This window comes from Salmonella sp. 32120201201600049SM (assembly GCF_017572835.1).
Lineage (GTDB): Bacteria > Pseudomonadota > Gammaproteobacteria > Enterobacterales > Enterobacteriaceae > Salmonella > Salmonella enterica.
The window spans coordinates 1036254-1050132 of sequence record NZ_JAGESA010000001.1; the positions used below are offsets into that span (position 1 = coordinate 1036254).

Annotated in this window: 11 protein-coding genes; all 11 read right to left on the reverse strand. The window is 55.2% G+C overall.

From position 1 onward, the window contains the following. Nucleotides 1-264: 264 nt before the first annotated feature. Nucleotides 265-1158, reverse strand: a complete 894-nt coding sequence (gene galF, locus J4650_RS05290; RefSeq protein WP_000981469.1) for a GalU regulator GalF — start codon at nt 1156-1158, stop codon at nt 265-267. A gap of 177 nt (nt 1159-1335) precedes the next feature. Beyond that, on the reverse strand, nt 1336-2739 hold the full coding sequence (gene wcaM, locus J4650_RS05295) for a colanic acid biosynthesis protein WcaM (RefSeq protein ID WP_023994317.1): 1404 nt from the start codon (nt 2737-2739) through the stop codon (nt 1336-1338). Nucleotides 2740-2749: 10 nt separating this feature from the next. Then, nucleotides 2750-3970 carry a colanic acid biosynthesis glycosyltransferase WcaL gene (gene wcaL, locus J4650_RS05300; RefSeq protein ID WP_023993371.1) on the reverse strand — a complete coding sequence of 407 codons (1221 nt, stop codon included), beginning with the start codon at nt 3968-3970 and terminating at the stop codon, nt 2750-2752. After that, complete coding sequence (wcaK, locus tag J4650_RS05305; RefSeq protein WP_124235008.1) at nt 3967-5247, reverse strand: colanic acid biosynthesis pyruvyl transferase WcaK; 1281 nt, start codon at nt 5245-5247, stop codon at nt 3967-3969. Before wcaK ends, wcaL begins: the two co-directional genes overlap by 4 nt. A gap of 21 nt (nt 5248-5268) precedes the next feature. Beyond that, entirely contained in the window at nt 5269-6747 is a 1479-nt protein-coding gene (wzxC, locus tag J4650_RS05310; RefSeq protein WP_023993372.1) for a colanic acid undecaprenyl disphosphate flippase WzxC, read from the reverse strand. A gap of 101 nt (nt 6748-6848) precedes the next feature. Then, entirely contained in the window at nt 6849-8243 is a 1395-nt protein-coding gene (gene wcaJ, locus J4650_RS05315; RefSeq protein ID WP_000183155.1) for an undecaprenyl-phosphate glucose phosphotransferase, read from the reverse strand. Between the two features lie 53 nt (nt 8244-8296). Beyond that, a complete protein-coding gene (cpsG, locus tag J4650_RS05320; RefSeq protein WP_023993373.1) occupies nt 8297-9667 on the reverse strand; it encodes a colanic acid biosynthesis phosphomannomutase CpsG in 1371 nt (456 codons plus the stop codon). Nucleotides 9668-9777: 110 nt separating this feature from the next. After that, on the reverse strand, nt 9778-11220 hold the full coding sequence (gene cpsB / locus J4650_RS05325; protein ID WP_000605946.1) for a mannose-1-phosphate guanyltransferase: 1443 nt from the start codon (nt 11218-11220) through the stop codon (nt 9778-9780). Beyond that, nucleotides 11217-12440 (reverse strand): colanic acid biosynthesis fucosyltransferase WcaI, encoded by a 1224-nt coding sequence (gene wcaI, locus J4650_RS05330; protein WP_023993374.1) that lies wholly within the window; start codon nt 12438-12440, stop codon nt 11217-11219. Before wcaI ends, cpsB begins: the two co-directional genes overlap by 4 nt. Then, nucleotides 12437-12910: a GDP-mannose mannosyl hydrolase gene (locus tag J4650_RS05335; protein WP_023138394.1), complete on the reverse strand. Its 474-nt coding sequence runs from the start codon at nt 12908-12910 to the stop codon at nt 12437-12439. The genes wcaI and J4650_RS05335 overlap by 4 nt, the downstream gene beginning before the upstream one ends. A gap of 2 nt (nt 12911-12912) precedes the next feature. After that, nucleotides 12913-13878 carry a GDP-L-fucose synthase gene (locus J4650_RS05340; RefSeq protein WP_001041704.1) on the reverse strand — a complete coding sequence of 322 codons (966 nt, stop codon included), beginning with the start codon at nt 13876-13878 and terminating at the stop codon, nt 12913-12915. Between the last annotated feature and the right edge of the window lies 1 nt (nt 13879).

The following is a 13879-nucleotide window of genomic DNA, read 5'->3' on the forward strand; positions in this document are numbered from 1 at the left end:
CGTACATATCGACTTGTTACAGACCTCGCCCGGCAGGGCAAAGCTCACTAAAACTTAAACGCTAATTGTCTTATTAATTGCATCCGGAAACAAGGATTAATCTTATAAAATCAGCATTAAAATGATCCAGATAACCCCTTGTTACTTAAGCCCTTTATACAAAACTAAAACGGCAGTCAACATTCGTTTCAGCCAACTTGCCGCTTCGAATGTTCACTGCCGTTATTATGTTTATCACCAACCATTTATCACGGTTGTTAATACTTATTCATGCAAAAGCTGCTCTATGCTCTTACGGAACTTGGCTCCTTCTTTCAGGTTGCGCAGCCCGTACTTCACAAATGCCTGCATGTAGCCCATTTTTTTACCGCAGTCATAGCTGTCACCCGTCATTAGCATCGCGTCAACCGACTGTTTTTTCGCCAGCTCAGCAATGGCATCGGTGAGCTGGATGCGGCCCCAGGCGCCCGGTTCGGTTCTTTCCAGTTCCGCCCAGATGTCGGCTGAAAGCACATAACGGCCTACCGCCATCAAATCGGAATCCAGCGTCTGCGGCTGATCCGGTTTTTCGATAAACTCCACAATCCGGCTGACTTTGCCTTCATTATCCAGAGGTTCTTTCGTCTGGATAACGGAATACTCCGATAAATCACCTTTCATGCGCTTCGCCAGCACCTGGCTGCGACCCGTTTCATTGAAACGCGCCACCATCGCCGCAAGGTTATAGCGCAGCGGATCGGCGGTAGCATCATCAATAATAATATCCGGGAGTACCACAATGAAAGGGTTATCGCCCACGACCGGACGCGCGCACAGAATAGAATGCCCCAGTCCTAACGGCTGCGCCTGGCGAACGTTCATAATCGTCACGCCCGGTGGGCAGATAGATTGCACTTCCGCCAAAAGCTGACGCTTAACGCGCTGTTCAAGAAGTGATTCAAGTTCATAAGAGGTGTCGAAGTGGTTCTCAACGGCGTTTTTAGACGCGTGAGTCACCAGTACGATTTCTTTGATCCCTGCAGCCACAATCTCATCGACAATGTACTGAATCATTGGCTTGTCGACGATCGGTAGCATCTCTTTTGGGATTGCCTTGGTGGCAGGCAACATATGCATACCCAAACCCGCTACCGGTATAACTGCTTTCAAATTCATCATTGTTTCTTCCACCTGTAAAATGGTTGCTGAATTATAGCTCTTTAGCTTGTTTTCGCCAGCATGAATTACTCTGCTGCCAGGGATAATGATGGCACGCTCTACATTACGTCTTAGTCGGCACCATAACATTAAGTATGAACAACTTTTTCCCAGGAATTTTCGTAAAAATAGCGGTACTTACCCTCCCCGCTTCGGCAGCGAAAAATTCACTGCTTCGACATTCACGGTTTGGTGATTAATCCTGTCGATATCCACGGAACTCTGCCCGTTTTCATTGATGGCATGAACATTAGCGAGGGAAAGCAGCGTGTCCTGGCGGGCCATAAATTGACCACGGACATCTTTACGCAAATCGAAATGCATTTTTAACGCCGGGCCAATCGCTGAAGTTTGCATCACGTTGATATTGCGCAGAAAGAGGTGCTGCGGTTGATTATGCAGTTCCAGCGTAGCACGCGTCATCCGTACGTTGGTGATAGCGACAAACGAAGGAGCGTTGCCGGAGGAAATTTGAATGCCGCGTAATTTATAAGCAACCTGGCGATTATCCAACCGAATAGCGTTTAATTTAAAGTTTTGCGGAATTGACAGGTATTTTCCTTTAACAACGCCATAGCCGATAAGCATCCCGGCACTATTCGTCATATCAATATTATCAATGACGAAATTATCACAGCCATAAATTGCGATCGTTGCGTTATCAATACCCGCCTTTTTACTGAAATCGGGCGTGATGTTTTTGGCTTTGACATTGCGAATGACGAAATGTTTGCCATTTTCTACGTGCACCAGCTGTCGGCAATCAGATCCGGTAATATTGGCCACCACAAAGTTTTTTACTGCCTGATCTTCAGGATAACTGTTGTCATAGGTGCTACCCGCCAGCCCGATGCCGATCCCCCAGTTGATTTTGCCATTGGTACAATCAATGCGTTCGATGACATGATCGGAAATCAGGATGTCGCGGTCGTGAATCGCGACATTCCACTCAATGGCGTCCCCCTGTAAATCGCTAAAGCGGCTATGCGTAATCCTCGCGCCGTCCATTTGGTTATGAAATCCCTGGCGGAGAATGGCGTAGTTGGCGTGGGTAACAGTGATGTCATCGATAATGAGATTACGCATCACCTGCGGTTCCTTACCACCGATGAAAATTTGCGCGACGGGGCCAAAGCCGCTCATCGCCACGCCTTTAATCACACAGTCCGACCCGCGAACATCCAGCGTCACATTGTGCAGACTGCCGCCCTGCTCCCCCACCACCTGACACCCGTCCTGCAAAATAAACCGTCCCCGGCCATTCCCACGCACCGCGCCCTGTACCCGCAGCGTTTTTCCCGCCGGAATCGTTATCGCCGCATTGATATTTTCACACACCCATCCTGGCGGTACGACCACGGTCTGTCCGTCGGCGAAGGCCTGTTTGAACGAGGCGATACCGTCATCCGCCGGATAATCCTTAATATCGACGGTCTCGCGAGGTTCACGCGCCTGTACCGGCAAGGCGCGCAGAAAAGGAAGAACAGCAAGCGCAGAACCTGCCGTCAGGAGGGTACGTCGGGAGAATTTAGTCGCGGGCATACCACCTCGTTTATATCGTTTGTAGCAGGCTGGCTAACTGGCGATTAATCGCCTGCTGATTAAAATCTTGCGCTACTTTTTCACGGGCGCGCGTGATCACCGACTCCAGCGTGTCATGGTCAATCCAGCTGAACTCAGCGAGTCGGGCCGCCAGCGCCTGCGCATCGTTTTCCGGCACCAGCCAGCCGGATTTGCCGGCCTCCACCAGTTCCGGAATACCGCTATGCACGGTAGATACCACGGGAATCCCTACCGCCATCGCCTCCATCAGCGCTACCGGAATACCTTCCATATCGCCATCCGTACCGGTAATCGACGGCAGCAAAAAAACATCGGCGTCATCCAGCATCGCCTTCACTTCATGGCTCGGTTTAAACCCCGGCATCTCAATGACATCCTCTAGCTGATACTGCTCGATGAGCGTGCGCAGCCGACGTTCCCACGGGCCAATCCCCAGAATGCGGTAGCGAAACGCCACGCCCTGTGCTTTCAGTTGCCGACAGGCTTCAATCGCCACATGCAGGCCTTTTTTTTCTGTCAGGCGCGCGACGGAAATCATCTCCAGCGGCATCCCTGGCGCTTTCACCGAACGATGGGTAAAACGCGTCATGTCGACGCCCATGCGCGAAACGGCAATCTTTTCCGGCGGACAGCCCATACTTTTCAGGCGACCGGCCCACAGTTCGCTGATGGGCAGCATCAGATCGCCACGACGAAACAACTGCTGATACTCCGGCGTGTAATGACTGAGCACTTCGCGGCTGGAAATATCAATCCCGTGGAAAATAGTCGCTATTTTGCCGCGAAGCACGCCCAGTTCGCGTAGTTTGGCCGCCGTCACGCCCGCCGGACCAAAGTGTGCGATAAACACATCCGCCACAAAAGGCTGGCTCACCTGCGCGCAAATCGCGGAAAGGATCAAATTGCGTGATTCATCGCCATAGCGGGTAAAATTGAGCGCTTTCCAGGTCGCCGCCCGATGCAGCCCCGGCAGCGTTTTACATGCCCGGTAGCGCAGTTTCGCCAGCCGTCCCTGGGGCTCATCCTGTAACCAGCGGGTTTTCGCCGCCAGGCCATACTTCTCCCAGGCGGCGTGAGTATGTTGGGTATCGCCTTTTTGTAACGCGACAATCTCCACCTCATGGCCCATATCAATAAACGCAGTAATCTGATTCAGCACAAAGGTTTCCGATGAGAGTGGAAATTTCAGCAGAAAAAAGCTGACTTTCATTGCGCCTCCCGAATTCTGTCGAGAACAGATTTGATCATCGTGAACCCTTTCGCCCGCTCCTCGGTGACGGCGTTAGCCACTTTTGCCTTTAGCGCAGGCAATTGATTGAGCGTATCGGCCACCACGCTTTGTAATGAACCGTTCAGCAAGTGACGGATATCGATGGCCAATTCCGCCAGGCCTAGCTGCTGCATAATCCCGGCGGATTTATGTTCATAATTAATGGCGATGGCGGGTGTGCCAAAATTCATGGAGATAATGGCGGAATGCAGGCGCGTCCCGATGGTCAGTACGCAGGATGCGAGGATCTTTCCGATTTCCACGTCATTGAGTTCGTCCATCGCGATATGGAAATGCTCTGAGTCGTTTACATACTTCGCCATCCGTAACGCAACCATCCGGTCATCGCGGTTATAGCGATCGATACTGGTGCAGGTCGACAGCGCCAGTACCTGATAACCGTCCGCAATCAGGCGATTCACGACCTGGGCAAATGCCTGCTCATAGGCCTGCTGAGTGGTGCCCAGGCGTTTATCAAACGGCTCCAGATCGCGCAACGTAATCGCGACGGTTTTGCGGCGCGCGGTGACGTCCAGCCAGTGCTGCACAGCATAACTGGCAACAAACTCGTCGTGACGGCGTTCGACTAACCAGGCAGTATCCACCCCCTGCTCCACTTTCCGGGTATCGATCTGCGCGGCGGTCATCAGATCGCGGCTGACGGTTTCACGCAGGATCAGCGCACTGGTGCGCCCAAAAACATAATTGGCGAGCTGGTTAAAGTCAGGGTTCTGGAAAGGGCCGACGCTATGTCCCACCATATAAATTGGTTTGTTCGCCATAAACGCGCACAGCGGATATTCAAAGTGAGTCAAACCGTATAAGTCGACATAGTTTGAACCGCCCACCTGAATGACGGCGTCATACTGCGCAATAAATTGCGCGAATTCGGCAAATTCCGGCGCGATAGCAAAATTACGCAGCGATCCTTCCTGGGCGACTTTAGACAATAAAATTTTATGCTGAAAACGACGGCATAATATTTTTTTCACCCGACCGTTAAGCCCTGCCGCCGCCTGCTGTTTCTGGCTTAACTGATACAGCGGGTCGGCAATAATCGGGCGCCCCTGCAACCAGGCGGAACTCACCGGGAAACGGCTCATCACATCCATCTCCGCCTCTGGCGCCTGTTGACGGATGGCATCAAGCAAACCGCGCATAATGGCGCTATCACCACGGTTGCCGCATGTGTGGTTGCCTAAAATTAATAATTTCATAAATAGCCTCTTATATCCCCGTCATCCGACACGTAATAACTTTTTCAGTTTTGCACTGCCAACAAGCTGATTTTTAATTTCCATCACCAGCGCATTGCGTGAAAAAATAATCATTAAAATAAAACTCAAAATACCGACCATAACCTGTAGTGCGAATACCCCTGACAACGGTAAATAACCGTCGACCAGCTTTCCTGTGCCGTAGCTGGTAATAAATGTTGGCAATGAGAGATAAAACGGTAGCCACAGGCTGAGAATATACTGACGATAGCTGGAGCCGAGTACCGGCTTAATCATCACGAAATAGCTCAGAATGGTGTTGATGATTTGCACCACCAGAAACCCCAGCGTCACGCCAATCGCCCCCGCCAGATGGCCGCCAATGAGAATTGCCGGGATAAACAGAAACGTTTTAAAGACGTTGAACTTAAAGCTGATATCCACGCGCGCTTTCGCCATCAGCAGCGAACCAATCGGGTTGCCGACCGAGCGCAACAGCCCCACTACGCACAGCAATTGCAGGATCGGGATAATGCTGTTCCACTTCTCGCCAAACACTAACGGCACAAAATTGTTCGCCACTACCATCAGGCCCAACAGCGCGGGAAAATTGATAATTCCCACCACGGAAAGCAACTTATAGAAGTTGACGCGCAGCTTCTCGGTATCGTCCTGGATTTTGGCGAATGCCGGAAATAGCACGCGAGTAATGATGGGGTTAAGCTTCGCCGGCGGCACAACCGCCACGTTGTACGCGAGGTTATATCCCCCGGCGACGCTTGCGCCGAGAATTCTCGCCAGTACCAGCGTCGATAAATTCGTGTTGATGTAATTGACGATACTGTCCGCCGTCAGCCACGCGCCAAAACGCAGGTTCGTGGACACCGATGCCAGCGAAAAATGCAGCCCCGGACGGTAAATCTTGCGGCCAAAGTAACCAAACAGCAGCGTTCGCACCGCGCTGTTCACCAGATAGCCGAGAATCGCGGTTAACGCCAGCGGCCAGTAATGGGCGCTAATCACCGTAAAGGTGAACCCCGCCAGCACGGAGGTCGTTTCGATCATGCCGATCTTATTGAACTCCAGCTCTTTTTGCATCAGCGCGCGGAACTGCTGCCCGTGAGGGATCACGATGAACGCCAGCGACAACGTTTTGATTAACGGCGCGAGATCCGGGTTATGCAAAACATGGGCAATCGCATCGCTCAGCCAAAAGACCACCGCAAATACCACAATCCCAAGCCCAACGTTTAGCCAGTAAAGCGTGGTCAGCTCCAGATGCCCAATCGTTTTACGCTGGATAATCGAGTTCGCGATGCCAAAGTCCGAGATCGTGTCGGCCAGCGCGATAATCACCAGCGATACGGTCAACAGGCCAAACTGGTGGTTGTCGATGATCCGCGCCAGCACCGTCATCTGAATTAACCCCAGACCGATAATCACTATCGTGGCGATAGCCGACCATTTAGCGCCGCTGATCGTTTTTTGTCGTAAACTCATTCTTTTCTCCAGAACCTGTTCACAAGGCGTCATTGGCGCAGCCAGATTGAGCACTGCCCTGGTGCAATATGGCAAGTAAAATAGCCTTGTGGGTCAGGTTCTTAATACGCCGCTTTATTAACAAACCCTTTAAAAATCGTCAGAAAAACGATTTTGATATCGAACCAAATACTCCATTCGCGGATGTATTCCAGGTCGAACTCCACGCGTTTTTCCATTTTCTCCAGCGTATCGGTCTCACCGCGCCAGCCATTAATTTGCGCCCAGCCGGTGATGCCCGGCTTCATCTTGTGGCGTAGCATGTAACCCTCAATCAACTGACGATACTGTTCGTTATGCGCCACCGCGTGAGGGCGAGGACCGACGATGGACATCCCGCCAGTTAATACGTTGATAAACTGCGGCAATTCATCCAGCGAGGTACGACGCAAAAAGTTACCTACCCGGGTGACGCGCGGATCGTTTTGCGTCGCCTGGGTAACGACCTTATCGTTCTCCATTACCTTCATTGAGCGGAACTTCCAGACTTTGATCGGCTTGCCGTCCATCCCGTAGCGCGTCTGACGGAAAATCACCGGCCCGGGCGAGCTCAATTTGACCGCCAGCGCAATGCAGCACAGTACCGGTGAGATGAGCAGCAGAATCAGCGACGCCAGCACGATATCTTCTGCCCGTTTAAGCAGACGGTTAATCCCTGATAGCGGCGTGTCATACAGCGGAACGACCGGAACGCCGCTCATCTCCTCCACGCGCGAGTGGAGAATATTAAAGGTGAACACATCGGGAATAAGGATCACCGAGCAGGTGGTGTCGGCCAGCTCGCGCACCAGTTTTTTCACCATGGCGCCGTCGCTCATTGACATGGCGATATAAACATTGTGAATTCGCGAGGCTTTCGCATCGTCAATTAACTGCTCGAAGTTCCCGGCCCAGTCAGCAGAGACGCCGCCCGGTTTAGGATCGTGATAGACGCCCACCACCTCAAAACCCAGCCACGGCTCATTACGGAAGCTATCCAGCAACGCCTGGCCCGCAGGCAAATCTCCGGCGACGGCGACCCGGCGAGTGTTATAACCACGATTGCGTAGCCAGCCCGCGCCGAAACGAATAAATGAACGGCATAACACTAAGCCCAGGCTGGACAGCGCATACCAGGCCAGCCAGGTGGCGAGGCGGTTGTCAAAGTCATCATTAAACGCCACCAGACCGGCGCTGAAGATCAGGCTCAGCGTCCAGTTTTGCAGTAACAGCGTTAACTCTGTCGACATTTTGACGCCGCGCCAGGAGCGATAAAAATCGGTTATCCCGCCCAGCATTTGAAAAACAACCAGCGTAATCAGCGCCACCAACAGGTGCATGTACAGGAATGGCAGTCCACTGACTTCACAGATGAACCACAGCCCGCCAAACATGATGGTGATATCTGAAAAGCGTTGCACCATAGAGATTAACGATGCATTGGTTTTGGCTCGTTCGCGCTTTTTTAGATTTGTCATCGTTGTTCCTGTGATTGGCCCCTTACCCGCAGGCGGTAAGGGGAGATCTGACGTTACTGATTCAGCAGCGCCAGCAGAGTGCGTGTTCGCGCTTCCATCAGCGGAATATCGCCGCGTGATTCCACATTCAGGCGCACCACCGGTTCGGTGTTCGACGAGCGCAGGTTGAAACGCCAGTCCGGGAACGACATGCTGAGGCCGTCCGTGCGGTCCACTGCCTGCGCCTCTTCCGCAAAGTGCGCTTCCACCCGCGCAATGGCCGCCGCCGGCTCCGCCAGTCTGCTGTTGATTTCCCCGCTCGCCGGGAACGCCGCCATCCGGTCGCGAACCAGCTCACCCAGCGACTGCCCCTTCAGGCATACCAGCTCCGCCACCAGCAGCCACGGGATCATCCCGCTGTCGCAGTAGGCAAAATCACGGAAATAGTGATGCGCGCTCATTTCCCCGCCATAAATGGCATCCTCCGTACGCATCCGCTCCTTGATAAAGGCGTGCCCGGTTTTTGACATCACCGGCGTCCCGCCCGCCGCCGTCACCACTGCCTCCGTGTTCCAGGTCAGGCGCGGGTCGTGGATAATCTTCGCCCCCGGGTGTTTTTCCAGAAACGCTTCCGCCAGCAGCCCGACGATGTAGTACCCCTCGATAAACTGCCCTTTCTCATCGAACAGGAAGCAGCGGTCGAAGTCGCCGTCAAAGGCGATGCCCATGTCCGCCACGTATTCAATAACGGCCTTGCGGGTGTCGTCGCGACACTCCGGCAGCAACGGGTTGGGAATGCCGTTCGGGAAGGTGCCGTCCGGGGTGTTGTGGATTTTGATGAACTCCACCGGCGCGCCCAGCGCCTTCAGACGCGCTTCGATGGCGTCAATGACCGGCCCCGCCGCCCCATTGCCGGAATTCACCACCAGCTTCAGCGGGGTGAGATTGTTGACGCTGATATAGCCGAGCAGGTGGCCGATGTAGGCGTCGCGCAGGCTGATTTGTCTGTAGCTGCCGCGCGCGGCCTCGTTCACCGGCGGGAAGTCGCCCGCTTCCGCCAGACGCTGAACGTCGCGCAGACCGGTGTCGCCGCTTATCGGGCGGGCGCCCTCGCGCACCAGCTTCATGCCGTTGTAGTCCATCGGGTTATGGCTGGCGGTCACCTCAATACCGCCGTCCACGCCGAGGTGGAAGGTGGCGAAGTAAATCTCTTCGGTGCCGGACATGCCGATATCCAGCACGTCGACGCCCGCGTCCTGTAACCCTTTCGCCAGCGCCAGCTTCAGCGCCTCGCTGGTCAGGCGCACGTCGCCGCCCAGCACGACGGTTTTCGGTTTTAAATATTCGCCGTAGGCGCGGCCAATCCGCCACGCGATATCTTTATTGAGCTCTTCGCCCAGCCTGCCGCGAATGTCGTAGGCCTTGAAACAGGTTAATTTTGTCATGTTCTTACCCTTCTTCAGGCAACAGTTAGCCCTGACCGTAAATGGCCAACATCGTTATTGTTGTTCATTGCCGGATGGCGCGTTGCGCTTACCGGGCATAATTGCAGGCGTCAGACCCGCCCGTAACGATCCTCGAACCGCACCACGTCGTCCTCTTCGAGATACGAGCCGGAACGCACTTCAATTAAATCGAGCGGTATTTTTCCCGGATTTTCCAGGCAATGGGTCGCCCCCAGCGGAATATAGATGGACTCGTTTTCACCGAGCAGCTTAACCTCGCCGTTGATGGTGACTCTGGCGGTCCCCGCCACCACCACCCAGTGCTCGGCGCGGTGATGGTGCATCTGCACCGACAGTCCTTCCCCCGGCTTGACGGTAATGCGCTTCACCTGATAGCGCTCGCCCGCGTCGATGGAGTCGTATTTGCCCCACGGACGGTAAACCTCGCGGTGCATGTGGTGCTCATGGCGTCCGTCGGCCTTGATCTTCTCCACCACCTTTTTCACGTCCTGCACCGCGTGGCGATCGGCAATCAGCACGGCGTCTTTGGTCTGCACCACCACCAGATCCTTCACGCCGACGGTGGTCACCAGGCCGGATTCGGCGTAAACGTAGCTGTTTTCCGTTTTATGGCTGATGACGTCGCCGTGGTGGACGTTTCCCTCCGGGGTGTGGGCGCTGATTTCCCACAGCGAGGACCACGAGCCGACATCGCTCCAGCCCGCGTCCATTGGCATCACCACCGCGTCCGCCGTCCGCTCCATCACCGCGTAGTCAATGGACTCTTCCGGACAGGCGAGGAAGGCCTCTTCATCCACGCGGATGAAGTCAAGATCCGGATCGACGCCGCGCATCGCCTGTTCACAGGCGGCCAGAATATCGGGGCGGAACTTTTTCAGCTCTTCCAGATAGCGTCCGGCGCGGAACAGAAACATGCCGCTGTTCCAGTAGTAATCGCCGCTGGCGACGTAGGCCTGGGCGGTTTCCAGCCCCGGCTTCTCAACGAACTGCGCCACCTCAAAAGCCACCGCATCCGTCGCGCCCGGCACGACATCACCACGCCGGATATAGCCATAGCCGGTTTCCGGCAGATCCGGCACGATACCGAAGGTCACCAGTTTGCCCGCGTCGGCATAGGGCATGGCGCCGCGCACCGCGTCGCGGAAAGCCTCTTCATTGGCGATCGCATGATCCGCCGCCAGTACCAGCATCAGCGGATCGCAGTCCGTATGCTGGCGCGTCGCCGCCAGCGCCGCCAGCGCAATCGCCGGCGCGGTATTGCGCCCGGCGGGCTCAAGAATAATGTTCTCCGTCAGCTTATTGAGCTGGCGGAGCTGTTCGGCAACGATAAAACGGTGCTGTTCGTTGCAGATAACCACCGGGCTTTCGCACTCCACGCCGTTCAGACGGCAAATGGTGGTTTGCAGCATGGTGAGATCGCCTTTCAGGCACAGAAACTGTTTTGGATAAAGCACGCGAGAAAGCGGCCACAATCGGCTACCGGAGCCACCGGCCATCACAACCGGGTAAAGTTTTGTCTGACGCATTATCATCCCCGAATATCTGCAATAAATTGGCGTAGCACGTTCTCTTTATTGAGCGTGCGTTCGGCGTATTCACGTGCCGTCGTGTTGTTTTTCGGCATGGCGAGCGCCTGGCTAATCCCGTTGACCAGCGCGTCGGTCGACTCCGGTTCCACGCAAACGGCGATGCCCGGATAGCGCGCGCAAAGTTGTCCTAATTCGGTGTGCGGCTCAGCGGTAATCACCGCATTACCGCCGACCGCCAGAATGTTAGTCAGCTTGGAGGGCAGTACCGCATCCGCTGCGCCGCGCTTTTGCACCACCAGATGGCAGTCGCCCATTTTCAGCAGCGCGGGTAAGGCGTCGTAAGGCTGCAGCGGGAGGAATTTAATATTTGGCAGGCCGCGTTCACGGGCCATGTTCTCCAGCCGCGCCCTGCCGCCCCCCTGGCCGACAATCGCAAAAATCAACGGTCGATCGCGTAATCGTTCCGCGGCGTCAATTACCTTTTCCAGCCCTTGCTTTTCGCCGATATTGCCGGAATAAAGCACAATTTTTTTGCCCTCTGGCAAGCCAAGCTGCTGACGTAAAGCCGTCACGTCAGCATCATTAACGTCCTGAAAGCGCGCCACTTCCGACCAGTTCGGAAAAAAGAGGATTTTTTCCGCCGCGACGCCCTTTTCCCGCGCTTTATTCATCATGGAGCGAGAAATGGTCGAAACATTATCAACGTTACGCAGCGCGCTGCGTTCAAAGGTCGTCGCTAACCGCGCTACGCTGCCGCGCTTGCCTTTTCCCGCCATTCCTAAGCCGAGCATGGCGTCCACTTCGTAATCCTGAATATGCAGAACGGTACGTGCGCCGGAGAGTGTCGCCAGCAGACGCATTCCCGGCGTACAAAAGAGCGTCGGTACAACGCCGATAATCCGATCCGGCTTCCAGCGACGCTGCGCCATCAGTGGGAAAAAACTGCTCAATGCAAAGCTCCCCAGATGAAGTAGTCGTTTTAGGGTGGAGGGCTGTTTCGGCACATACAGCGGGCAACGCCAGACGGTAGCCTCGCCCTCTTCCCGGCGATAGCGCCAGGCGGAATAGCGCTCGCCGACCTTCCACTGCGGGTAGTATGGCGGCGCAGTAATGACCCGCACCTCATGGCCTTCCCGCGCCATCCACGCCACCATTTCGCCGGTATATTTGCCGATACCGGTCAGTTCCGGTGAATAGTTAATGCCATAGACCAGGATCTTCATAGGCCCACCGCCGGCGCGTCAGGAGAGAAGTAGGCCCGACTGTTCTCATGAACATTATCGCTTGCCAGAAGCTGTTCCGGCGTCAGCCAGCGGTAACTGCCATGCTGGGTGTCAGGCAGGCGTAAATCGCTCTCCGCCACGCGCAGACGAAAGCCGAGCACGATGTAGTGAGTTGAAAAATCCTCACCGGAAAAGTTGTCGTCATAGAAGTGCTGCCAGACGCCATAAAACGTCCCTGCCGCCAGCGGCAGACGCACGCCCAGTTCCGCCTGCGTCAGGCGTGCAAAGGCGGTCTCCAGCGTTTCGTCTTTGCACACCCGCCCCCCCGGCACAAACCAGTAGCCCTGCGCCGGACGGTTGAGACGCTGGCCCAGTAAAATTTCCCCCTGGCCGTTTTCCACAATGAAATCGAGGGAGATGAGGGGCGTGGTCCGCACCACGGCGGCGAAATCTTCCTGACGTAAAAACATTGTCACCCCCGGAACCGTTGCTGATTCTCAAGGAACCACTGGTAAGTACCGGCAAGCCCTGCCTCCAGTGAAATTTCGTGATACCAGCCAAGCTGATGCAGGCGCGTGACGTCGAGTAATTTACGCGGCGTGCCGTCCGGCTTCGCGGCGTCGAACACCACCCGGCCCTGGTAACCCACCACCTTTGCGATGGTCTGCGCCAGCTCGCGAATGGTGCAGTCCACGCCAGTGCCGACGTTAATGTGCGACAGCATCGGGTCGGTGTTCTCCTGCCACACCTCGCGCGCCAGCTCCATCACGTGAATACTGGCCGCCGCCATATCGTCAACGTGCAGAAATTCGCGCATCGGCGTGCCGCTGCCCCACACCACCACCTCCGGCGCGTGGCTCTGCGCAGCCTCATGAAAGCGGCGCAGCAGCGCCGGGATCACATGTGAATTGTCCGGATGGAAATTGTCATGCGGGCCGTACAGGTTGGTCGGCATCACCGAACGGTAGTCGCGACCGTACTGCCGGTTGTAGGACTCGCACAGTTTAATCCCGGCGATCTTGGCGATGGCGTACGGCTCGTTGGTCGGCTCCAGCGTCCCCTGCAGCAGCTCGCTTTCCGCCATCGGCTGCCTTGCCAGTTTCGGATAGATACAGGACGAACCGAGAAACAGCAGTTTGTTCACGTTGTGCAGGTGCGCGGCGTGAATAATGTTGCTCTCTATCATCATGTTTTCATAAATAAAATCCGCCGGATACGTGTTGTTGGCGACAATGCCGCCCACTTTCGCCGCCGCCAGATAAACCTGGTCGATACCCGCCCCGGCAAAGAACGCCTGTACCGCACGCCCGTCGAGCAGATCCAGCTCATCGCGGGTGCGCAGCACCAGTTCCACGTCGCCGCGCTGCGCAAGCTGCCGTACAATGGCGGAGCCCACCATTCCGCGATGGCCCGCCACAAAAATTCGTTGCTTGTTCATT